Annotated in this window: 16 protein-coding genes and 3 pseudogenes; 9 read left to right on the forward strand and 10 right to left on the reverse strand. The window is 74.1% G+C overall.

Annotated elements, in window-relative coordinates:
- The first annotated feature begins 137 nt into the window (after positions 1–137).
- Positions 138–1,433 (forward strand): TerD family protein, encoded by a 1,296-nt coding sequence (locus E4N62_RS22100; protein ID WP_230216942.1) that lies wholly within the window; start codon positions 138–140, stop codon positions 1,431–1,433.
- Positions 1,434–1,496: 63 nt separating this feature from the next.
- Here E4N62_RS22100 and E4N62_RS22105 read toward each other — a convergent pair whose 3' ends face one another.
- Positions 1,497–2,690 carry a glycosyltransferase gene (locus E4N62_RS22105; RefSeq protein ID WP_230216944.1) on the reverse strand — a complete coding sequence of 398 codons (1,194 nt, stop codon included), beginning with the start codon at positions 2,688–2,690 and terminating at the stop codon, positions 1,497–1,499.
- A gap of 39 nt (positions 2,691–2,729) precedes the next feature.
- Here E4N62_RS22105 and E4N62_RS22110 point away from each other — a divergent pair, with 39 nt between their 5' ends.
- Positions 2,730–3,536, forward strand: coding sequence for a glutamate racemase (locus E4N62_RS22110; RefSeq protein ID WP_230216946.1), 807 nt, complete (start codon positions 2,730–2,732; stop codon positions 3,534–3,536).
- A 50-nt stretch (positions 3,537–3,586) separates the two neighbouring features.
- On the forward strand, positions 3,587–4,144 hold the full coding sequence (locus E4N62_RS22115) for a hypothetical protein (protein WP_230216948.1): 558 nt from the start codon (positions 3,587–3,589) through the stop codon (positions 4,142–4,144).
- Positions 4,145–4,221: 77 nt separating this feature from the next.
- Here E4N62_RS22115 and E4N62_RS22120 read toward each other — a convergent pair whose 3' ends face one another.
- Entirely contained in the window at positions 4,222–5,217 is a 996-nt protein-coding gene (locus E4N62_RS22120) for an O-antigen ligase (protein ID WP_230217091.1), read from the reverse strand.
- A 282-nt stretch (positions 5,218–5,499) separates the two neighbouring features.
- Here E4N62_RS22120 and lnt point away from each other — a divergent pair, with 282 nt between their 5' ends.
- The 3 genes from lnt to E4N62_RS22135 all read left to right on the forward strand — a co-directional run bounded on the left by lnt (position 5,500) and on the right by E4N62_RS22135 (position 8,252).
- Entirely contained in the window at positions 5,500–7,116 is a 1,617-nt protein-coding gene (gene lnt / locus E4N62_RS22125; protein WP_230216950.1) for an apolipoprotein N-acyltransferase, read from the forward strand.
- A 67-nt stretch (positions 7,117–7,183) separates the two neighbouring features.
- Positions 7,184–7,660 (forward strand): NUDIX domain-containing protein, encoded by a 477-nt coding sequence (locus E4N62_RS22130; protein ID WP_184898127.1) that lies wholly within the window; start codon positions 7,184–7,186, stop codon positions 7,658–7,660.
- 196 nt (positions 7,661–7,856) lie between these two features.
- Positions 7,857–8,252 carry an aminotransferase class III-fold pyridoxal phosphate-dependent enzyme gene (locus E4N62_RS22135; protein WP_230216952.1) on the forward strand — a complete coding sequence of 132 codons (396 nt, stop codon included), beginning with the start codon at positions 7,857–7,859 and terminating at the stop codon, positions 8,250–8,252.
- Positions 8,253–8,618: 366 nt separating this feature from the next.
- Here E4N62_RS22135 and E4N62_RS22145 read toward each other — a convergent pair.
- Positions 8,619–9,086, reverse strand: a pseudogene (locus E4N62_RS22145) (zinc-binding dehydrogenase); the annotation flags it as partial.
- 86 nt (positions 9,087–9,172) lie between these two features.
- Here E4N62_RS22145 and E4N62_RS22150 point away from each other — a divergent pair.
- Positions 9,173–9,754, forward strand: a complete 582-nt coding sequence (locus E4N62_RS22150) for a TetR/AcrR family transcriptional regulator (protein ID WP_230216954.1) — start codon at positions 9,173–9,175, stop codon at positions 9,752–9,754.
- A gap of 90 nt (positions 9,755–9,844) precedes the next feature.
- Here E4N62_RS22150 and E4N62_RS22155 read toward each other — a convergent pair whose 3' ends face one another.
- The 4 genes from E4N62_RS22155 to E4N62_RS22170 all read right to left on the reverse strand — a co-directional run bounded on the left by E4N62_RS22155 (position 9,845) and on the right by E4N62_RS22170 (position 13,613).
- A complete protein-coding gene (locus tag E4N62_RS22155; RefSeq protein ID WP_230216956.1) occupies positions 9,845–10,456 on the reverse strand; it encodes a hypothetical protein in 612 nt (203 codons plus the stop codon).
- 324 nt (positions 10,457–10,780) lie between these two features.
- Complete coding sequence (locus tag E4N62_RS22160; protein WP_230216958.1) at positions 10,781–11,128, reverse strand: hypothetical protein; 348 nt, start codon at positions 11,126–11,128, stop codon at positions 10,781–10,783.
- 173 nt (positions 11,129–11,301) lie between these two features.
- Entirely contained in the window at positions 11,302–12,408 is a 1,107-nt protein-coding gene (locus E4N62_RS22165; protein ID WP_230216960.1) for an ABC transporter permease, read from the reverse strand.
- Entirely contained in the window at positions 12,405–13,613 is a 1,209-nt protein-coding gene (locus E4N62_RS22170; RefSeq protein ID WP_230216962.1) for an ABC transporter permease, read from the reverse strand. The genes E4N62_RS22165 and E4N62_RS22170 overlap by 4 nt, the downstream gene beginning before the upstream one ends.
- Positions 13,614–13,683: 70 nt before the next feature.
- Between E4N62_RS22170 and E4N62_RS22175 the strand changes: the two are divergent.
- Both E4N62_RS22175 and E4N62_RS22180 read left to right on the forward strand, forming a co-directional pair.
- Positions 13,684–14,655 (forward strand): annotated as a pseudogene (locus E4N62_RS22175) (hemolysin family protein); the annotation flags it as partial.
- On the forward strand, positions 14,652–15,680 hold the full coding sequence (locus E4N62_RS22180) for a hemolysin family protein (protein ID WP_230216964.1): 1,029 nt from the start codon (positions 14,652–14,654) through the stop codon (positions 15,678–15,680). The pseudogene E4N62_RS22175 and the gene E4N62_RS22180, both read left to right, overlap by 4 nt.
- A 135-nt stretch (positions 15,681–15,815) precedes the next feature.
- Here E4N62_RS22180 and E4N62_RS22185 read toward each other — a convergent pair.
- The 3 genes and pseudogenes from E4N62_RS22185 to E4N62_RS22195 all read right to left on the reverse strand — a co-directional run bounded on the left by E4N62_RS22185 (position 15,816) and on the right by E4N62_RS22195 (position 22,883).
- A pseudogene (locus tag E4N62_RS22185) lies at positions 15,816–17,842 on the reverse strand (hypothetical protein).
- Positions 17,839–21,726 (reverse strand): DUF5682 family protein, encoded by a 3,888-nt coding sequence (locus E4N62_RS22190; protein WP_230216966.1) that lies wholly within the window; start codon positions 21,724–21,726, stop codon positions 17,839–17,841. Before E4N62_RS22190 ends, E4N62_RS22185 begins: the two are co-directional and overlap by 4 nt.
- Complete coding sequence (locus E4N62_RS22195; RefSeq protein WP_230216968.1) at positions 21,723–22,883, reverse strand: AAA family ATPase; 1,161 nt, start codon at positions 22,881–22,883, stop codon at positions 21,723–21,725. The genes E4N62_RS22190 and E4N62_RS22195 overlap by 4 nt, the downstream gene beginning before the upstream one ends.
- Positions 22,884–22,892: the final 9 nt, after the last annotated feature.

Raw genomic sequence — 22,892 nt, forward strand, 5'->3', positions numbered from 1 at the left:
GGTACGGGTTCTGGGGCATCCGGGCCCCGGGGGAATAGGTTGGGCCGACAACGGATCCGGCCGGATCCGACGGACTGCGTGGGACGCGGCCCGGTGACGACCTTCTGGATGACCATCTGATGGGGGCGGACATGTCAATGCCGAAAGGATCGAACACCGCGGTTCCGACGACCGCGCTGCGCGTGGAACTGGGCTGGCGCTCCGGACCGGGCGTGCCCGACGCGGACGCCTCGGCGCTGTTGCTCGTCGGCGGGAAGGTGCGCTCGGACGCCGACTTCGTCTTCTACAACCAGCCCGCGCACTCCTCCGGCGCGGTCCGGCACGAGGGCAAGCGCGACGCCGGGGGGCAGGTGACCGACGCGCTCCTCGTCGACCTCGCGCGCGTGGAGCCCGCCATCGAGACCGTGGTGCTGGTCGCCTCGGCGGACGGCGGCACCTTCGGACAGGTACCCGGACTGCACATCCGCGTGCTCGACGAGCGGGCGGGCACCGAGGTGGCCCGCTACGACAGCGCGGACGCCGGCGTCGAAACCGCTTTCGTCCTCGGGGAGTTCTACCGTCGCCAGGGCGCCTGGAAGTTCCGCGCCGTCGGCCAGGGCTACAGCACCGGGCTCGAAGGCCTCGCCACCGACTACGGCATCACGGTGGACGAGCCCCAGCAGGCGGCGGCACCGACGCCCACGCCCGTCCCGGTCGCCCCGCCCGCGCCCGTCGCTCCGTCGCCCCTCCGTCACCGTGCCGCCGCCAGTGACGACCGCCCGCCCGCCCCCGCCCGCCCGTGGCGCCCGGCCCCGGTCCGTCTGGCCAAGGTGACGCTCACCAAGGAAGCCCCGGCGGTCTCCCTGACCAAACAGGGCGGCACATCCGGCGCCATGCGCGTGAACCTCAACTGGGAGGTGCGCAAGCAGTTCAAGGGATGGGGCAGCAAACTGGGCCGGGCCGTCGCCATGCACGCGGACCTCGACCTCGACCTGTGCGCCCTGTTCGAACTCTCCGACGGCAGCAAGGGCGTCGTCCAGGCACTCGGCAACGCCTTCGGCTCCCTGCACCAGCCGCCCTTCATCCACCTCGACGGCGACGACCGCACCGGTGCCGTCAGCAGCGGCGAGAACCTCACCGTCAACCTCGACCACAAGCAGTACTTCCGGCGCATCCTCATCTTCGTCACCATCTACGAGGGCGCCCGCTCCTTCGCCGACCTGCACGCCACGGTCACCCTCCAGCCGCAGCACGGCGCACCCATCGACTTCTCGCTCGACGAGTGCACGGTCCCCTCCACCGTCTGCGCCCTCGCCCTCATCACCAACCAGGGCGGCGACCTCATCGTCCAGCGCGAGGCCCGCTACCTCGTCCCCGAGCGTGGGGTGAGCCCGCAGCGCACGGTCGACTACGCCTACGGGTGGGGCATGAACTGGACACCCGGCCGGAAGTAGCCGTCCGCATGTGAGGAAAGGGTTCCGCACACGAGGCAGGTTCCGGTGCGGACCCCTAACCCTCTAACCCTCCTCCGGCACCGGGTCCGGGCGCGCGTAGGTGCGGCCCTTCCAGGCCGCGCCGCGCCCCCGGTGGTGCCGCACCGCCGAGTCGACCGTCATCAGCAGATACAGGAACGCGGTGAACGGCAGCAGGAGAGCGAGCCCCGGCGGCTGTCCGTAATGGCGGAGCATCGGTACGTACGTCACCGTCATCACCAGCCAGGCGAGCCCGCCGGGCAGCGCCGTCGCCGGGTCCGCCGTCACCAGGCCCGTCACGAGCGCGACCGGCGGGACGAGATAGACCAGGGCCAGGCCGAGGACCGTGCCCGTGAGCAGCAGCGGACTGTGCAGCAGCTGGGCGTAGGCGCTGCGCGCCACCATGTGCCACAGGTCGCGCAGCCGTGGGTAGGGCCGCACGCTCTCCACGCGCTCCGCCAGCCCGAGCCAGATGTGGCCGCCGCTCCTCTTGACCGCGGCGGCCAGCGCCACGTCGTCGATGACGGACTGCCGGATCGCGTCCGGGATCCGCGCCCGCTCGGCGGCCTCGGCGCTCAGCAGCACACAGCCGCCCGCCGCTGCAGCCGTCCGCGAGCCCCGTACGGCGATCCGCCGGAACGGATAGAGCTGGGCGAAGAAGTACACGAAGGCGGGCACGACGAGCCTCTCCCACACGCTCTCGGTGCGCAGCCGGGCCATCTGGGAGACCAGGTCGAACCCGCCGGTCCGGGCAGCCGCCACCAGCGCGCGCAGGCTGTCCGGGCGATGCGCGATGTCCGCGTCCGTCAGCAGCAGGAACTCGGGTTCCCGCGCGCGTGCCAGCGTGATGCCGTGGCGTACGGCCCAGAGCTTGCCCGTCCAGCCCGCGGGCGGCTCCCCGGGCGAGGACACGGTCAGCGGCAGGCCGCCGAACCGGCGGGACAGCTCACGGGCCAGCTCGCCGGTGCCGTCCGAACTGCCGTCGTCGACCAGAAAGACCTTGGCCCGCCCCGGATAGTCCTGGCCCAGCAGCGACGGCAGGCTCTCGGGCAGGACGGCGGCCTCGTCACGAGCGGGGACGACGACACAGACCCCCGGCCATTCGCCGGGGTCCCGGCGGGGTGGCAGGCGCACATCCGTGCGCCAGAAGAAACCCTGGCCGAGCAGCAGCCACAGCCAGGCGGCGAGTGATCCGACGGCGGTCCACGCGATGGCGCTCACGCCCGCAGTCTGCCCCACGGCAGCGGCCGTACCGAGGCCATCGTCTATCGTGGCCGGGTGAAGATCGCGCTCATGGACTCCGGTATCGGTCTGCTGCCCGCCGCCGCGGCGGTACGGCGGCTACGGCCCGACGCGGACCTCGTGATCTCCTCCGACCCCGACGGCATGCCCTGGGGCCCGCGCACCCCCCAGGACCTGACCGAGCGCGCCCTCGCCGTCGCCGAGGCGGCCGCCGCCCATCGGCCCGACGCGCTGATCGTCGGCTGCAACACCGCCTCCGTGCACGCCCTGCCCGCCCTGCGCGCCCTCCTCGAACCCGGTCTGCCGGTGATCGGCACCGTCCCGGCGATCAAGCCGGCCGCGTCCGGCGGCGGCCCCTTCACCATCTGGGCGACACCCGCCACCACCGGCAGTCCCTACCAGCGCGGCCTCATCGAGGAGTTCGCCGACGGCGTCCCGGTCACCGAGGTGCCCTGCTGGGGACTGGCCGAAGCGGTGGAGCACGCCGACGACGCGGCGATCGACGCCGCCATCGCCGCGGCGGCCGCGCTGACGCCCACCGATGTGACGACCGTCGTCCTGGGCTGCACCCACTACGAGCTGGTCGCCGAACGCATCCGCGCGGCCGTCCAGCAGCCCGGCCTGCCGCCCCTCGTCCTGCACGGCTCCGCCGGCGCCGTGGCCGCGCAGACGCTGCGCCGCATCGGTGAACTGCCCAAGCCCGAGGCCGACTGGACCGGGTCGACGCTGACCGTCATCCTCAGCGGCCGCGAGGGCTCGCTGCCCGCCCCCGCACTGGCCTACGCGGAGGGCCGGCTCCTCGGGACCGCCGGTGCGGCGACGGCCGTCATCGCCGAGCGGTAACGCTGCGCGACCAGGTGCCCGCGCAGCGGAACCTGAGTAGTCTCAAAGCCATGAGGGACCACCCCCACGGCGAGCCGGGCACCCCCGCGGGCCCGCACCCCGAGGTATGGACCGGCCGCGCGACCAACCGCGGCCAGTGGCTGCTGGCACTCGGCGGCGCCGCCTGCATGGCACTGGGCATCGAACTCGCGGTCGACTCCGCGTGGGCGTCCGGTGTCGCCCCGCTCGTCATGTCCGTCGTCGGCTGCATCGCGGCCGGGCTGCTCGTCCTCTTCGGCACGCTCGCGTTCGTGCACGTCTCCGTGAAGGTCGACCAGGACTGCCTGGAGGTCCGCTGCGGCCACATCGGTGTGCCGCGCCGTCGCATCCCCCTGTCCCAGGTCGCCGACGCCGCCTTCGCCCCCTGCGTCACGCCCCACCAGTGGGGTGGCTGGGGCTACCGCTGGCGGCCCGAGAAGGGCACCGCCGTCGTCGTACGACGTGGCGAGGCCGTGGTGCTGAGCCTCTGGGACGGCCACACGTTCACGATCACCGTGGACAACGCGGAGACGGCCGTGGACGTCATCCGCGCCCGGCTCACCCCCAAGGCGACCGACGCCCCGCACTGACTCCCTCTCCCTCCGCCGGTCGCGCGGAGTCTGTCGTGCGTGGCGTCGCGAGGCTGGCGGGAAGGTGACGACAGCCCCTAGCGGTCGCCGAGGCGTTCGTCGAGGTCCGGCGTCCCCGCAGTCTCCCCTTCCGGCAGTGGCCGCGCCGTCGCCATGCCCGCGAGCAGGCCCGCACCCGCGGTCACCGTGGCGAAGCTCAGCGCGTTGCCCACGGCGGCGATCGCGGCCACCGCCGTCAGGGCAGCGCCCGCGGTGAGCACCACCGGCGTGGGGCGCGGGGTCCGCCACAGGACGTACAGAACCCAGCCGAACACGGCGGCGAGCAGCGCCACACCGAAGAGTCCCTGCTCGGCGGCCAGCTGCAGGGGCGCCGAATGGGGCCGGTCGTCGGCCGACAGAGACTCGGCGACCGTCGGGCTGAGCTCCCCGAAGCGGCCCGGTCCCGCGCCGAGCAGCGCGTCGTCGTGGACCAGGACGAGCGCGTCGTGCCACAGCAGGATCCGGTGCGGCGTGAGCTGGCCCTCCAGCAAGTCGGTCAGCCCGGCCGGCAGGGCGTTCTCGGCGACGGCCCAGACCGTCGCCGTCACCAGGGCCGTGGCGAGGGCGAGTCCCACGAGCCCCGGGCCCCGACGCATCCGGGCGGCCGCGAGCGAACACAGCAGCACCCCGGCGCACGCGGCGAAACCGGTGGTGGAGCCGAGCACCGCAGCGGTCACGGCGATCCCGCAGGCCAGCAGCCGCAGCGTCAGCCTCAGAGCGGGCGAACGGGCCGCCCAGGCGGCACAGCAGGCGGCACCCGCCGCCAGGACCAGCAGAGCGGCGGTCGCCCCGGTGTGCCCGAGCGGTGAGACCAGCGGCGAGCCCGTCATGGTGTGCGGGTCGGTGACCGCCAGACCGATACCGGCCAGCGCGGCCGCGGACGGTGCCACCACCGGCAGCAGGGCCCCGCAGATCCGGCCCGCCGCATAACCGGCCGCCACGGCGAGCACCGCCAGCAGCACACCCTCCGGACGGCCGCCCCGCGCCGCCGCGGTGATCAAGGACCAGGCGGCGCACGCCCCGAGCAGCAGCACACCCGTGACGTCGGAGACGTTCCGTCTCTCGTGCGAGGCCGACGCTCCTGCCGCGGCCTCCGTCCCCGTGGACCCCAACGTGTCGCCCCCCGACTGTGCAGGGCCTCGACCGCCCGGACCACATCCGGCCGCACGTCAGAGGCTCGCGCACACCGTAACGGGTGATGCGCCGGTTTGTGGACGAGTTATGCAGGAACGATGCGGCTGCGGGCGACAAATGCCGCACCCGGGACGTGCGGGCCGCGCTGTCGGCGCCGGGGTGACGCGCCGTACACTCCCCGAGTGACCGTCACCGCCACTCCCGTAGACGAGCCGGAGCAGCTCGAACCCCAGGCCGCGCCCGTCTCCCGGGTGCCCCGATGGGTCGGCAGGCTCCTTCCGGCCGTCGTCGCGGCCCTCTCCGGGGTGCTGCTCTACGTCAGCTTCCCGCCCCGCACCCTGTGGTGGCTCGCCCTGCCGGCCTTCGCCGGCTTCGGCTGGGTGCTGCGCGGACGCGGCTGGAAGGCGGGCCTCGGTCTCGGCTACCTGTTCGGTCTCGGATTCCTGCTGCCGTTGCTGGTGTGGACCGGCGTGGAGGTCGGCCCCGGCCCGTGGCTCGCGCTCGTCGCCATCGAGGCGGTGTTCGTGGCGCTCGTCGGCGCGGGCGTCGCCGTCGTCTCGAAGCTGCCCGGCTCGCCCGTGTGGGCCGCCGCCCTGTGGATCGCCGGTGAGGCGGCACGCGCGCGTGCCCCGTTCAACGGATTCCCCTGGGGCAAGATCGCCTTCGGCCAGGCCGACGGTGTCTTCCTGCCGCTGGCCGCGCTCGGCGGCACTCCTGTCCTGGGCTTCGCGGTCGTCCTGTGCGGGTTCGGCCTCTACGAGGTGGTGCGCCTGGTCGTGGAGAACCGGCGCACCGGCGAGGCCGTACGCCGGGGCACCGCGGCGGTGGCGGCGCTCTCCGTGGCCGTACCCCTGGTGGGCGCCTTCGCCTCCCGCGCGCTGGTGAGCGACGAGGCGGAGGACGGGACCGCGACCGTCGCGGTCATCCAGGGCAACGTCCCGCGCCTGGGGCTCGACTTCAACGCCCAGCGACGGGCCGTGCTCGACTACCACGCCCGGGAGACCGAGCGGCTGGCCGCCGAGGTCAAGGCCGGCAAGGTCGCCCGGCCCGACTTCGTGCTCTGGCCGGAGAACTCCTCCGACATCGACCCCTTCGCCAACGCCGACGCCCGCGCGGTGATCGACGGGGCGGCCACCGCCATCGGCGCCCCGATCTCCGTCGGCGGGGTCGTGGAGCGGGACGGCAAGCTCTACAACGAACAGATCCTGTGGGACCCCGAGAAGGGTCCCGTCGACACCTACGACAAGCGGCAGATCCAGCCGTTCGGCGAGTATCTGCCGCTGCGGTCGCTGGTCGGCGCCATCAACAGCGAGTGGACGTCCATGGTCCGCCAGGACTTCAGCCGGGGCACGAAGCCCGGCGTGTTCGCCATGGACGGTACCGAGGTCGGTCTCGTGACCTGTTACGAGGCGGCCTTCGACTGGGCCGTGCGCTCCGAGGTCACCGACGGCGCGCAGCTGATCTCGGTGCCGAGCAACAACGCCACCTTCGGCCGCAGCGAGATGACCTACCAGCAGCTCGCCATGTCCCGGGTCCGCGCCGTCGAGCACAGCCGCACCGTCACCGTCCCGGTGACCAGCGGAGTCAGCGCGATCATCATGCCGGACGGGCGGATCACGCAGAGGACGGGCATGTTCGTCCCGGACTCCCTGGTGCAGAAGGTCCCGCTGCGGTCCTCGCAGACGCCCGCCACCCGGGTCGGCATCGCGCCCGAGATGCTTCTGGTGCTGGTCGCGGCGGGTGGACTCGGCTGGGCGATCGGGGCCGGTGTGCGCGGGAGGCGCGCCGGTGGCGTGTAGCCGTACGCCTCGCGTGCGCGTACCGGAACGGCGGGGGTGAGGGGACCGGCCCGTTAGGGTCGGCTCCATGGCTACCCCTGACTTCATCCGCACACTCCGTGCTTCCGCCGGCAACCAGCTCCTCTGGCTCCCCGGAGTCACCGCCCTGGTCTTCGACGACGAGGGCAGAGTGCTGCTGGGCCGCCGGTCCGACACCGGCAGGTGGGCGCTGATCGGCGGCATCCCGGACCCGGGGGAGCAGCCGGCGGCCTGTGCCGTGCGGGAGGTCCACGAGGAGACGGCGGTGCAGTGTGTGGCCGAACGGGTCGTGCTCGTACAGGCGTTGGAACCGGTGCGGTACGACAACGGGGACGTCTGCCAGTACATGGACATCACGTTCTCCTGCCGTGCCGTGGGCGGGGAGGCACGGGTCAACGACGACGAGTCCCTGGACGTCGGCTGGTTCTCGCTGGACGCCCTGCCGCCGGATCTGTGCGAGTTCGCGTTGTTCCGCATCAAGCAGGCCATGTCCGACACAGCCACGTGGTTCGACCCCACGGTCTGAGACCGCGCGCGGGACGGCGGGGCCCGGTCCGTGCGCGTGGTGCACGCGCACGCCGCGCGGGCGTGCGCGCGGGCACCGGCCCCGACGGCTCCTCCCTTCGGTGGCGTTGACGTGGCCGAACGACGCGGCCTACGGTTCCCGGAACGTTCCGGCACGCGGGGTGGAGCCCTGAGATGAGCCATCCCCCGCGGACGTCGTGACCGTCGCCAAGGCGATGGGCGACGGGCAGCCGCTGGGCGCGGTGATCACCCGGCGCGAGAGAGCCGAGACCTACCGCAGCCAGGGGTACTTCTTCTCGTCCGCCGACGGCAGCCCGGTCGGCTCGGTGGTCGGCCTCGCCGTCCTCGACGCCCTGCGGGACGAGACCCTCCAGACCAACGCCCGGGACGTGGGCGGCCATCTGAAGGACCGGCTCCAGCGACTCGCCCACCGTCACGAGCTGATCGGCGCGGTGCACGGCTCCGGCCTCTGTCTCGGCGTCGAGTTCGTGCGCGACCGTACGACGCCGGAGCCGGCCACCGAGGAGACGGCCGCGATCTGCGAGCGGCTGCGCGAACTCGACGTGATCATGCCGCCGACATCCGACCGGTAGTGCGTGCTGAAGATCAAGCCACCGCTGTGTCTGACACGGGAGGACGCGGACGGCTTCGTCGCCGCCCTGGACGACGCTTTGACGTACGGCTGGTGACCCGTGCTGCCGTCCGGGGCACCCGCAGCTGCGTCCCGTACACCAGCATCCGCAGGAACTGGCTCGTGAGCAGGGCCAGGACGGTCGCGCAGAGCCAGCCGACCGCCAGTGCCGGGACGGTCGCGCGGGTGAGCGGTCCGGGCAACAGGCGCAACGCCCACCAGACCACCGCGAGCAACAGGACGTCGACGGCGCGGTGGAGCAGCCGGCCACCGAGTGGTGCCCCCGCGGGCCCCGCCCAGGCGCCCAGCAGCAGCCACCTGCGCGGGTTCAGCCATCGACGCGGACGAAGACCGGCTTGAGGTGGTTCTCGGGGAGCGCGTCGGGGAGCTGCTCCCAGTCGAGGACGTGGGAGACGACGCGCGCCGGGTCGACCTTCCGGGAACCGGCGAGGGCGAGGGCGTCGGGGATGTGGACGCGGACGTTGTCCCGTGCGACGCGCAGGGTGAGCCCGCTGAGGTACATGTCGAGCAGGGGCAGTTCGCCGGGCCGGAAGTGGTTGCCCGAGGACTCGCAGACGCCCTCAGGGGCGAGGGACCTGACGGCGAGGGCGAGTTGGTCGACCCGGCCGGTGGCCTCGACGGCGAGGTCGAATCCGTGCGGGACGGGTTCGACGGCCTCGGCGGTACGGGCGCCGAAGCCCTCGGCGAGCTGCCGGTGCGCGGGGTCGGGATCGACGTACAGCACGTCGGAGGCGCCGAGCGCGCGGGCGATGTCGCACACGTACAGGCCGATGCTGTGGAAGGGGACGTTCTGGCTGAATCGTGCCGCGCGGTAAGGTGCACCTAAGTGGACCGTCGTCCATGAAGGTGAGGGGATGGTGAGTGGTGTCGAGAGGTGAGGTGCCGCAGCGGTCGGACGCGCAGCGCAACCGTGAGCGCATTCTGGAGGTGGCCCTCGCCGAGCTGTCGCGCTCCGCCGACGTCCCGCTCAGCGCGATCGCCAAGAAGGCGGGCGTCGGACAGGGCACCCTCTACCGCCACTTCCCCGACCGCGAGGCGCTCGTCCTGGAGATCCACCGCCAGGAGGTGCAGCAACTCGCCGACAGTGCCGCCGAGTTGCTGCGGACCCGGGAACCCGACCGGGCCCTGCGGGAATGGATGAACGGCCTCGCCCGCTACGCCATGGCCAAGGCCGGCCTGGCGGACGCGCTCCGGCGGGCCGCCGCGGTGACGGGCGGTGCGGCGAAGCCGGGCTATCCGCTCTTCCTCGCCGCGATCGATCGTCTGTTGGCCGCCAACCACGAGGCCGGCACCATCCGCCCCGGTGTGACCACGGACGACTTCGTCCTCGCCATCGCGGGCGTCTGGCAGATGGACCCCACGGGCGACTGGCGCCCCCGGGCCGACCGCCTCTTCGACCTGGTCATGCGCGGCCTGCGCACGGGGGCGCCGGGCCGGGCCTGAGAGCACGAGGCCCCAGGTTGGGTCATGGGCGCGGCGATACAACAGGCCGAGGTGTACGTGTACGGGCCGACCGTGTGTGCCTGTCCCTGCTCACCCGGCGAGTGCGTCCAGGAGCAGGTCAGCACCGAACGGTACGGCCAGGGCCCGGTTCCGCAGGTCGGCGGGGACCTCGGGATGGTCGGGGTTCACCCGTACCAGGCGTGCCCCGGGGGTGTGCCGTACGACGTTCTCCATGGGCCACCGGATCACGCCGGGCGTGTTGCAGCCGGCCCCGATCTCCAGCACGAGCAGATGGGCGGCGCCGGGCGCCTCCCCGAGCCAGTGGCTCAGCCGCTTGCCCGCCGGCATGTGGGCGGCGTCGACGAACTCCGGTCCCACGCGCACGTTCGGGAACAGATCCGCCCCGCAGTTCGGGCAGACGGGCAGGGCGGACGGGTCGGTCACCCGGCCCGTCTCCCGGTCGTAGGCGGCGAGGACACGGTCGAGGAACGGCCGGGCCGCCCAGGTCTCCTGGACGCACGGCACGGTGCACGGCAGGTGGCCGTAGTCGCCCTGGGGAGTGAAGACCCGGTCCGGGGCGAAGCCGTTGCGGGCGAACAGCGCGTCGACGTTCGAGGTCATCACCCAGTGCTCGCGGTCGCCGACCAGGGAACGCAGCCGCCGGTACAGGGGGTTGGTAACTGCTGGCCTAGGAGCGCGCATAAGGCCGCTTTGACTCGATCGTGTGATGGTCGGCTTCCTGGCTTGCGGCGCCCTGGGCGGTCCGGGTTGACGTGATCGCGCGATCATGGGACGCCGGACATGGCGCCAGCGTGCGGGGCCCCTGCTTCACCGGAGAGATGGTTCGGGGCCTGCCCGTCGCCACTGGCCGTATCCACTTGGCCAGGTCGCACAGGGAACCGGCCTCCCGGGATCGGACCACGCGCAGGATGCGTGTCGCTGCCTCGGGGTTGAGTACGCCAGGGACCAGTGCGCTCAAGACCGTTCGGGGCGTGCGGCTGAGTCAGGTTCACTCCTGCTCAGTTTTCAGGAACGGTTGCGCTCGGAACCGAAGCGGATGTCGCCGATGTGCACGGCCCAGTAGCCCCACATCATGTCCGCGGGCAGCGGGACGCCCAGCAGATAGCGGGAGCGCAGGCCGAGCCCGTACAGCGCCGGGAGCAGCTCCTTGAGGCGTGCGCTGTCGCCGTAGTCGTAGCCGGCGGCCGCGCTCAGCCCCGCGCCGGCGGCGACCAGGACGCGGTCGGCCTCGTCGAGCCAGGTGCGGAGGGTGTCGGCGGCGGCCGGGAGCGCGGTGGGTGACGTCACGGAGGCGGTGGAGTCGTCCGTGAGGGCGAACGTGGCGTGGTTCGTGGCGTCGTTCTGGGCGGTCATCTGCCGGGTCCTTTCGAGCGTTCTCCCAACGCAGGGCGGGACCGGCCGGGGCCAGTGTCGGTTCGGGACCGCTGATGGTCGGAATCCGACAGCCGCCGCCCCTTCGCCTGCCGCGCCGTCGCCCCTTGCCCGCCGCCCGCCGCCCCGCCGCCCCGGCGGTCCCTCGGGCCGTGTCACTCGTTGTGCAGCACCTGCGCGATCGTCAGCCGGGCCGCACGGCGTGCAGGGACGTACGCGCCCATGACGGCGATCACGACGCCCGCCACGGCGAGCGCGGCCAGGGCCGGGGCGTTCCAGACGTCCGTCATGTACGACGGCAGGGTGAGGTCCACCGCGTCCGCCATACGCGGAACGACCACCTGGTGGCCCGCCATGCCGAGCGGGATGCCCAGGAGCGAGCCGAGGACGCCGAGCAGCGCCATCGAGGCCACTGTCATCACCGTGGCCTGGCGCGGTGTCATCCCGATGGACTTGAGCATGCCGAGGTCGCGGCGGCGGTCGCGGGTGTTGAGGAGGACGGTGTTGAAGACACCGGGCGACGCGACGGCGGCGAGCAGGAGGGTGAGCGCGGTGGCAGAGCCGATGATGGTCCGCGTGACGGAGTTGGCGCCGGTCGCGGACGGGCTGAGCCCCGGATCGGCCGCCTCGGCGGCACGGGCGTAGGCGCCCGCATCGGCCCCGTCACGGAGCTTGACGTGGTAGGCGATGGGTTTCTCCGCCGGGGCCACGGTCCGCATGGTCGCCCAGTCCGCCACCACGACACGCGCGTTGGTCTCCATGTACTCGCCGATGACGACCACGTCCGCGCCGCGATCGCCTTTCTCCATCCGGAAGCGGTCGCCGACGTCCAGGCCGTGTCCGCGCAGGAAGGCCGAGCCCGCCACCACCTCACCGGCGCCCCGGAGCCACCGGCCCTCGGTGAGCACGTTGCCCATCAGGGGACGGTCGCCGCGGCGGGCTTCCAGCCAGAGCTTCTCCGTGGAACCCGCCAGCCGGACCTCGGTGTCCGCCCGGGCGGTGACCTCACGCGCGTCCGGCAGCGAACGCAGCAGGGCGTGCAGGGCTAGGTCGTCGTGGACCGGCCTGGTCTCCTTGCCGTCGCGGTATTTCCCCACGTAGACCGTGACCTGGTAGGCGTCGCGGCCCGCGTTGCCGAGCCTGTCCATCGTCGTGGCCAGGCCGGTCGCGAACGTCACGGTCGTCACGCCGAGGACCACGGCGGCGAGCGTGAGGGCGCTGCGCCCCGGCCGGGCGAACGGCAGCCCCAGCCCGAGGCTCACCGAGCGCGGCAGCCGGCTGCCCGCCAGCCGGCGCTGGACACCGAGCGCCCGGCCGGTGCGCGGCGCGCTGCCCGCACTGATCGCCCGCGCGGCGAGAGCCGGTGGGCGCGCACCGCGGGCGCGGGCGCGGCGAGGAGACACACGGCCGGCATGCCGGCCAGGGCGAGGAGGTTCACCCAGGGGGCGAGCGAGACACTGTCGTGGAACACCCCCGCGTCGGGACCCGTGAACGCGAACTGGAGCAGGGGCCGTGCCGCCAGATTGCCGGCGGCGGTCCCGAGGACACAGCCCAGCACCGCCGGGACGGAGATCATCACGAGGTAGACGGCCACCACCTGTCCCGGGGTGAACCCCAGCGCCTTGAGGATGCCGATGTGCCGGAAGCCGGAGATCACCGCGCCGCTGACCACGTTGGCGACGATGAGCACGGACACCACGACGCCGAGGACTCCGAAGGTCAGCAGATAGGGCGCGTACGCCCGCGCCGCACTGCCTATCTGGTCCTTGAGGGTGAGGTACGACCGTGAGCCTGCCAGCGCACCCGTCGGCAACTCCTCTGTCACCGCTTTCAGTTGGGCGCTGAGCCGACGGTCCGACGAGGCGTCGTCGAAGCGGAACAGCAGTTGCGTGGCTGTCGGGTGCAGGGCCTCGATCTGCCCGGGGGAGACCCAGGCGTCGGCGGTCCGGCTCAGGTCGAAGGCGAAGCCGACGACCGTGAGCGTGGGACCGGAAGGCAACCGGAGCTTCTTGCCCAGGTCGTCCGCCGTCCAGTCCGACTGCCGGTTCAGGACGACCTCGCCGGGCCCGGTGGCCCAGCGGCCCGCCCACAGGTCCAGCCGGTCCACCGGGCCACCGGGGCCGGACCGGCCCACGAAGGTCAGCTCGCTGCCGAGGCCGTAGCCCATGGCCTCCCGCGGCAGCTCGACGGTGGCCTGGGGGAAGGGGCCCGCGGTCGCCGCGACCCCGGGCTGCCGGGCCGCCCGTCTCAGTTGACCGTCCGAGACCTTCGCGGCATCGAACGCCGCGACCACGTGCGGCCCGCGCTGCGCGCCGAAGGCCTTGTCGAACGGGGACGAGGCCGCGTCGACCAGACCGAGCGCCACCACGATCGCCGTCGTCGAGGTCAGGGTGAGCAGCCCGATCACCAGCGTCTGGAGCCTGCGCCGCCGTACCGCCGCGCGCGCGGCCCGCCACACGGCCCTCATACGGACGGCTCCAGGGTGTGCTCGCCGCGCACGCGGCCGTCGGCGAACTTGACGAGACGGCTGGCGCAGCGAGCTGGCCCCGAAGAACCTCGCGCTCGCCGTCCCCGAGCGGCTGGCCGAGTCCCTGGCCGCCTCCACGCTTGCCTACCTGAAGATCGTGGGGCCCGTCGTGCACATCTTCGACAGTGCCGCGAACAGGCTGCTGCGCCGGGTGGGCGTAGAGCCCGTCGAGGAACTGCACCACGGAGCGACCCTGGAGGAGCTCGGCCACCTCATCGGTGAGTCCCACGAGCAGGGCGAACTGCCCCGGGACACCGCCGAACTTCTCGACCACGCCCTGGAGTTCTCCGACCGGACCCTGGACGAGGTCATGGTGCCGCGCGCGGGCGCCGTCTTCGTCCGAAAGGACGCCTCCGCAGCCGAGGCGGTCGAACTGATCGCGAAACACGGCCACTCGAACTACCCCGTGCTCGGCGACCACCCCGACGACGTCGCCGGGGTGCTGGGCGTCCGTGAGCTGATGCGACTGCCCGGCCGACCCCTCACCACCACCGCGGGCGCCCTCGCACGGCGCCCACTGCTGCTGCCGGACACCCTGCCGCTGCCGGACGCCGTGACCCGGATGCGGGAGCGCGACGACGAGTTCGCCGTCGTCCTGGACGAGCACGGCGGAGTCGCCGGCATCGTCACGTACGAGGACATCGCCGAGGAACTCGTGGGCGACATCGCCGACGAGTCCGACACCGTCGTCGCACTCGCCGTCCCCGACGGCGCCGGCTGGCTGGTGGACGCCGGCCGCCGCCTCGACGAGGTCGCCGACGCCACCGGTGTCGCACTGCCCGAGGAGGAGGACTACGACACCGTCGCAGGGCTGGTCGTGGACCGCCTCGGCCGTTTCCCGGCCATCGGCGACCGGCTCACCGTCGACCTGCCCGACGGGGGGAGCGCGGTCATCGACGTACGCACCCTCGACCGACACGTGCCGGACACGGTCCGTCTGGAACGGCTGCCCGCGCGTGAGCACGAGGAGACCCAGGCATGAGCTTCCCCATGGCGCTCTTCGTCACCGTCCTGCTGCTGATCGGCAGCGGCTTCTTCGTCGCCGCCGAGTTCGCGCTCGTCGCCGCCAGACGGCACCGTGTCGAGCAGGCCGCCGCCTCGGGCCGGCGCGGCGCGCACGCCGCGCTGGCCGGCATGCGGGAACTGTCCCTGATGCTCGCCGGCGCACAACTGGGCATCACCGTCTGCTCCCTGGGCCTGGGCGCCGTGTCCAAGCCCGCCATCTCCCATGAACTCGACCCCCTGCTGCACGACCTGGGACTGCCCAGCGCCGTCAGCTACGGAGTGGCCTTCGTGGTCGCGATGGTCGTCGTGGTCTTCCTGCACATGGTCGTCGGCGAGATGGCACCCAAGTCCTGGGCCATCGCCCACCCCGAGCGGTCCGCGATGCTGCTGTCCCCGGCCTTCCGGGCCGTGGTCCGGGCCGTCCGTCCCCTGATCGGACTGCTCAACCGCGTCAGCAACGCCCTGGTACGACTGTGCCGGGTCACACCGCGCGACGAACTCGCCTCCGTCCACAACCGCGAGCAGCTCACCCACCTCGTCGAGGAGTCGCAGCGCCTCGGCCTGATCAGCGAGGCCGACTCCGAGCTGATCACGCGTTCGCTGACGGAGCCCGAGACGCCGGTGCGCGAACTCGCGGTGCCGGCCGCCGAGATCACCTCGGTGGACGCGGACGCGGACGCCGACGCCGAGGCCGTCCTCCGCGCCGCCGCCGAGCACGACCGTACCCGGCTCCTGGTCCGCGCCCCGGACGCCACGGTCCTCGGATCCGTCCACGCGCGCGACGCCCTGGTCGCCCGGGCGAGGGGCCGCGCGGGCACGGCCCGCGGCCTCGCCCGGCCCGTACCGCGACTGGGCGACGACACGACCGTGGCCGACGCGATCGACGTCCTGCGCCGCCACCGCGCCACGCTCGCCGTCGTCCACGACGACACGGGGCGCCTCACCGGCCTCGTCAGCCTGGACGACCTTCTGGCCCGCTATCTGCAGCCGAGGACGGTCTGACGGCTCGACGACCTGTGGGGCGACGGGCCACCGGGCGCCGGGATCCCGGTGGGTTGGGCCCCGGGGGCAAACGAGGTCCCGGTGGGCCGAAATCCCGCAGCGGTGCGGTGGCGCTCGGCCGTGATCGGCCGAGGGTCAGGTGGTGGGGGCCGGGAGCCGCCACGTTGACTGGATCAGGGCGCGTTCGGTGCCGGTCAGATAGACCGCGGCGGCTAGCCAGGCGCAGGCGTAGCGGTCCGGGTCGGGGTCGGTGACGCGTCCGAAGACGTCGCGGGAGCGGCGGTCCGCCTCCGCGGTGAGCGCGGTCGCCAGGTCCGCGCCCGCCGTGAACCCACTGCGCCGCAGTGCCGCGCCCGCTCCGTCCCGGTCGCTGTCGCGGGCCGGCTCGGCGACCGCGCGGCGGCCTCCGGAGACGGCGACCTCGACCAGTCGGCGCAGCCGCCACAGCGGAGCCTCGGCGAGCGGGTCGGCCGGAGCCCCGGCGGCGCCGTCGACCTCGGGCAGCGCGTCCTGCGGCGGGAAGTGCGCGCCCTGCAGGCGGTCGTAGCCCAGGTCGGCGTGCCCCTGCCACTCGTCCGGCAGCCGCAGCGTCGCCTCGGTGCCCGGGACCGGGCCGATCGCGAGTGGGCGGAGCGTGGCGGCACGGTCGGGTTCCAGGCGCCCGAGCACCCGTATGCGCAGCCCTGGACGGCCGGCCAGCTGACGGAGGTTGGCGGTGTGCGCGAGATCGGGGTGGCCGTTGGCCGGGGTCAGCCGGACGAGGAGCCCGCTGTCGGCCGACTCCCCGGAGCCGGACACCTCGCGGGCGAACAGGTGGTCGCCCGCCGCGCCGACGAGGACCAGGTCGCAGCCGATCAGTCGGCGCGCCTCCTGCTCCGCCTGCTCGGGGTCGGCCCCCGGGCCGCCGGTGAGGCGTTCCGCCACCGCCTCCGCGAGGGGGCGGGCGAACAGGGCGGCGAGCGGGCCCGCCGTCCAGGAGAGACCGGCGAGCGGAGTGGCCCGCACGCCCTTGCCGGAGCCGAGGCGGCCCTCCGGAGAGACCGTGGCGCCGGAGATCAGCAGTCCGCCCCGGGAGAGGCCGGCGTGGTCGAGGGTCCCGGAGCCGAGGGCGACGGTTGCCTTGGCGGCGCCCCGGGCACGGGCCGGACCGCCCGGCTTCACATCGGCGATCGAGTACCAGCTCCCGTCGCCGGAGACGAGATGGGTGACGACACCGCCGTATCCGGTGGCCGAGATCACCGGTTCCCGGCACACACCGTGCACCCGCAGACCGCCGCCCGGCCGATAGGCGCGCCGCGCCGTGCCGACGAGGGCGGGGTCGGTGTCGGCCGACGCCAACAGGCCGGTGGTGAGCAGCAGTTCGCGTACGGCGGCGACCAGGTCGGCCAGCCGGTGGCCGTCGTGCCGGGCGCGGGCACCGCGCAGTCCCCGGACGACCCGCAGGGCCGCCGCCTCGGCACGGTGCAGTCCGGCGAGGCGCGCGGTGTGCGCGGCCCGCAGCAACTCCGCCTGCGGCACCGCCCCCGCCGCCGGCACCCCGGAGGCGAGCACGGCCGCGGTGGCCGCCCAGAGACCGGCCGCGGCGGCGACCTGGGCGGTGGGGGCGCTAGCGGCGGGCTCACGCCCGCGCAGACGCCGGTGCCTGTGGTGCCGGGTTCGGCCTGTCTCGTCGCGTCGGTGGGGGTGGTGGGATCGGCCTGTCTCGAGGCTTCGGCCGGGGCGACGGTGGCGCAGGATCCGCCCGCTGCACGAGAGCCGTTGGCTCCGACGGCCGGTCCGGCCGCAGGGGCCTCACCATCACTTCCGTGGAGGTCGTCCGCGGCCGTGTCGGCCGGCTTGGCGGCGGACACGGTCGCGGCCACGTCCTCGGCGTCGGCCACCGGGCATGCGCTCAGGACGGCGGCACGGTGCAGACAGCGGGGTGCGAGCAGGCAACTGCACACCGCCCGCTCGGCGTCGGTCACCGCGCCCGAAGGGCCCGGCGTCAGTGCGACCTCGGCGTCCTCGCCGCACCGGACGCGCAGGACACCGCCGTCGGCCTCGACGGGCAGGGCCGCGTACGTCTCGACCGCGGCGTCCAGTTTCTTGCGCAACCGGGAGGTCAGGCTCTCCACGGCGGCGGCCACCACCTCGGGTGCCACCGGGGGCATTTCGGCGTTCATCGGCTCTCTCCGCGGAGGCGGTCCCCCACCCAGCGGGCGAGGGCGAGGGGACTGAGGGCGGCGACCGGCATGCCGGCCGCGACGAGTTGCTGGGCGACGGGCACCGAGTAGCGCGGGGTACCCGTGTCGTCCAGGGCGGCACAGCCCATCAGGTGCACACCCGAACTCGCGAGGGCCCGGACCTCCCCCAGGAGGCCGCCCAGGGGGTAACCCTCCTCGAAGTCGCTCACCACGACCACGAGGGTCCGGCTGGGCACGGTCACCAGGGAACGGGCGTGCGCGAGCCCCGCCGCGATGTGCGTGCCGCCGCCGACCCGGACCTCCAGCAGCAGCGACAACGGGTCGTCCACCCGGTCGGTCAGGTCGATCACCTCGGTCGAGAACGCCAGGAAGTGCGTCGACAGCGTGGGCACGCCGCCCAGGACGGCCGCGGTCAGCGCCGACCAGATGACGGAGGCCTCCATCGACCCGGACACGTCGACGACCAGGATCAGCCGCCAGTCCGCCTCCTTGCGCGACCGGGTGCTGAACACCGGCCGCTCCGGTACGACCATGGTCCGGCCGTCCGCCGTACGGTGGGTGCTCGCCAGGTTGGCCCGCAGGGTGCGCGGCAGGTCGAGCCTGCCACCGGGGCGCCGGGTCGGACGCGGGGTGGCCAGACCGGTGAGCGCGGGGCGCATCCGGGTGGCAAGCTCCTTGGCCAGTTCGTCGACCAGCCGGCGTACCAGCGGGCGCAGCCTGGCCAGTTGCTGTTCGGGCATGCCGCCCGCGAGGTTCAGCACGGAGGTCAGCAGATCGACCGACGGGCGGACGGCCTTGGGGTCCAACTCGGCCAGTACGTCCGTACGGCCCCGGTCGGCGGCCCGCGCCAGCACCTCCTCACGGACTTCGGCGCCGAACAGCGCGTCCAACTCCTCGCCCCAATCCCGGGCCGTGGGGAACGACGCCTCCTGCGAACCGCCCTGACCGGGACCGCCCCGGCCGAGGTCCGAGGAGCCCTCGCCCCGGCCGGCGCCGTACAACTCGTCGAGCGCGTGCGCGTAACGCCGGGCGTCCTGGGGCAGCTTCTCGCTCTCCCGGCCGAGGAGCAGCCGCCAGCGGTCGGTGGGGGAGAGGTGGAGGGGCGCGACGGACGGTTGAGCGGTGGCGTGGGGCGCGTCGGCGGCGGTGGCAGGGCGGGTGGCGTCGGCCGTGACGGCCGCGTACGGGGCGCGGGCGCCCACCGTGCCTTCGGTCGTCACGGTGCCTTCGGTTGCCACCGCGCCGTCAGGCGGGGTCCGCGCGGCGGTGGTGTTGTCGGCAGACCCCGCCGGGGCCGTACCGATCGGCAGCCGGAGGGAGTCGACCGCCATCAGGCCCGCCGTGTCCGCCGCCGTCCACAGCGCGAGGAGTTCCGGGGAGGCGGTGAGGGACAGGTCGAGGCGGTCGCCGAGACGTTCGGTGACCGTACCGAGCAGACGGTCGCGGCCGGCCGGGGTGAGCGTGTCGAAGCCGCCGCGCAGGGCGGGCAGCCGATCCAGGAAGCCCTGGTCCGTGAGCGTGTCGATCCGGTCGAGCAGCGGGTCCAGCGCGGTCGGTGCGGACTGGAGCAGCGGCGCGGCGCCGCTGAGCAGACCGCTGAGCCGAAGGGCGAGCGCGCGGCGGCCGTCGGGCCCGGTGGCCGTGTCGATCCAGCCTGCCGCGCGCGTCCCGACGGTATCGGCGCCGTCGAGGTCGAGCAGCACCCGCGCGGCGAGAGCGGCCCCTTGGATCAACGGGGAGCCGGAGCGCGCGAGCGTGCCCAGGGCGTCGTCCATGCGCAGCCCGAGGCGGTGTTCACCGGCCCGGGACGAGAGCGCGACGAGCGCGGCCGCGTCCTCCGGCTGGTCACTGCCCGCGAGACCGGGCAGCGCGCGGACCGCCGCCTCCAGGAGGTCGACGGCCAACTCGGCCGCCGCCGACCTGCCCTCGGGCGTGGTGCCGGGCAGGTGGCCCCGCCGCAGCGCCTCCAACAGGTCCAGCCCTTCGAGCAGTTCGGGCAGGGTGGCCGAGGCCGGGAGCACGACGGCCGCGTCCGCCAGCCGGTCGGCGACCAGCGCGGGCAGGTCGCAGCGGGCCGCCGCCCGAAGCCCGGCGAGGACCAGAGCACAGGTGGGCCCGCCGTGCGCCGACTCCCGGCGGAAGGTCTCCCGCAGGGTGCCCTCGGCGGCCAGGGCCGCGGTCACCCCCCGGATCCCGGCCAGGTCGAGCCGGACAGGGACGGCCGGAGTCCACGACACGCGCCACCGGGTGGTGAGTGCCGTGCCGTCGCCCGTGCCGGTCACCTCCACGGATTCGCCGTAGCCCGCACCGCACACCGCGAGCCGCTGGAGCAGGATCTCGCGGCGGCCGTCGAGGGCGGAGCGGAGCGGGTCGAGCCGGAGTTCGCGCGAGGCGGGGTCCTCCGGGCCGGGCAGCCGCAGCGCGGCCACCTCCGCCTCCACGGACGGGCCCAGACCGGAACGAGGGGTGCCCGGTGCGATCCGGCCCCGATCGGTGCCGACCAGCACCACTTCGAGCGCCCGGGCGAGGGCCCGGCCCCGGCCGAGCGGCTCGCCCTGGCCCGTCACCGTCGTCAAGGCCTCCAGGACCTCACCCCGGCCGGGGGCCGCGAGCCCCCGGAGACTGGCCAGGTCGCCCGCCACCCGCAGGGTCTCGGTCGCCTCGCCCGTGCCCGCGGTGTGCCCGGCAGCGCGCAGCTCCCGGCACACATCGGTGATGGCCCGCGAGGCGGCGCCGTACAGCAGCTCGGGGTCGCCCCCGGCCGTGAACACCGCCTGCTGCCAGCGCGGGTCACGGATGCCCGCCGGATACCCGGAGCGGGAGTCGAGGAGGTCGAAGGCGTACGGCACGAGCGAGGTGACGACCGGCGGGTGCTCCCCGACGAGGCCCGCTCCGCGGGCCCCGGCCGCGATGCCGTCCGCCCTCGCGGCGGACACCGCACCACCCGCACCACCCGCGCCGGCCGTCTCCTCGGCGGTGGGTCCGACCCCTCCGTCCTGCGCGCCGGCCGGGTCGGCGTCCACGAGGGCCGCGTCCGTCAGCGCCGGGGCGTGGAAGGCGCCGATCACGGCCGCCACCCGGCGCCCACCCGCCGCCGCGCGGGCGATCGTGTCGCGCATGTGCGCCTCCCGTGCCAGGTCGACCGACGGCACGCCGCCCGCGGTCTGGGCGTCGCTGCGCAACGCCCACCCCACGCCGAGAGCCGCCCGGCGGATCGCCTCGGGCGTACAACCGGGAGCGAGCACCTCCACACACCGGTCCCACAGATCGTCACCGTCACGGCCGGTTCCGGCGGCGGTGAGCGCTGCCGCGAAGGCGGTGGGCGAGACGAGGGACGCCTTCGGCCCGTCCGCGTCCGTCGCCGGCCGGCCGGTGTCCGGGAAGGGCTCTCCCGTCTCTGCCGCCTGTCGGCCCGTGGCAGGGAGGAGCTCATCCGTCACCGCCCCCGGTCGGCCCGCGTCCGTCCCCGGTCGGCCCGTGTCCGTCCCCGGACGGTCCGTGCTCCACGCCGGATGGGACATCGGCAGGTCGCAGCACACCACTTCCTTCCCCCGCTCCCGGGCCCAGCGGAGGGCGGCGAGTTCCGGGGAGAAGTCGGCGAACGGGTAGAAGCCGAGGCGGCCTCCCTCGCTCGCCCCGGCAAGGGCGACCGGCGCGAGGGTGCCCGGCGCGGCGAGGTGGGGCAGCCAGTGCTGGAAGTCGGCCGGCAGCTCCACGCAGACGACATCCGCGCCGGACGCGTCCAGCAGGGCGGGCACGGCCGCGGCGAGGGCCGGGCTGTGGTGCCGTACCCCCAGCAGGTACGGCACCGCCGAGTCGGCGAGGACCGTGACGGCGGCCCTCGGGTCCTGAGTGGTCGTCACCGAAGGTTCTCCCGCAGGTCCCAGAGGCGGCGCCACATCGCCGAGCCGTCCTCGGCGCGACGGCGCACCGGGCCGTCCCAGTAGCCGAGCAGCCGGGCGTGGTCGGCCGGGTCGTCCTTGCGGACCACGCCCAGCAGGTGCCCGGGGACGAGGTCGAGCGCGTCCCCGCCGGGCAGGTACGCGGCGGCCACCCCGAGCGAGGCCGCGACCGACACGGCCTCGGCGGTGGACATCACCGTGCCCGGACGCTCCACGTCCCAGCCCTCGGCGGAACGCCCCGCACGCAGATCGCGGAAGACGGTGACCAGCACGTCGAGCACCGCGTCGTCCACGCCGAAGGCCGCGCCCGCCCGCTGCACCGCCGCCTCCGCCTGCCGCCGGACCAGGGCAGTCTCGGCGTCGACGTCGGCGATGGGGTGCACGGTCTCGAAGTTGAAGCGGCGCTTGAGGGCGGCCGACATCTCCGAGACACCCCGGTCGCGCAGGTTGGCCGTGGCGATGACCGTGAACCCGGGCGCCGCCGCGACCTGGGCGTCGTCCGTGCCGGACAGCTCGGGCACGCTCACCCGGCGGTCGGACAGGATCGACACCAGGGCGTCCTGCACCTCCGGCAGACAGCGGGTGATCTCCTCGACCCGCGCCACCCGGCCGGAGCGCATCGCGCCGAGCACCGGCGAGTCGACCAGCGCCTGCGAGGTGGGGCCCTGAGCGAGCAGCAGGGCGTAGTTCCAGCCGTAGCGGAAGGCGTCCTCGGTCGTGCCGGCGGTGCCCTGCACGGTGAGCGCGCTGGTGCCGCACACGGCGGCCGACAGCAGCTCGGAGAGCATCGACTTGGCCGTGCCGGGCTCGCCGACGAGCAGCAGGCCGCGCTCACCGGCGAGGGTGACCACGCACCGTTCGACCAGGGCACGTTCGCCGACGAACTTGGGCGCGATCACCAGCTTGTCCGGCAGCGTCTCGTGCGGCTTGGCCGGCTTCAGGGCCTCGCCGCCGCTGCCGCAGACGAAGGTGACCACGGAACGCGGGGTCAGGCGCCAGCCGGGCGGCCGCGGACCCTCGTCGTGGGCGGCGAGGAAGTCGAGTTCGGTGGCGTGGCGCTCCTCGGCGGGCAGGATCTGCCGGGCCGGAAGGGCCGTCGCCGTGTCGGTCGGGGTCATGAACGTCCT

This window comes from Streptomyces sp. MNU76, assembly GCF_020982545.1.
Lineage (GTDB): Bacteria > Actinomycetota > Actinomycetes > Streptomycetales > Streptomycetaceae > Streptomyces.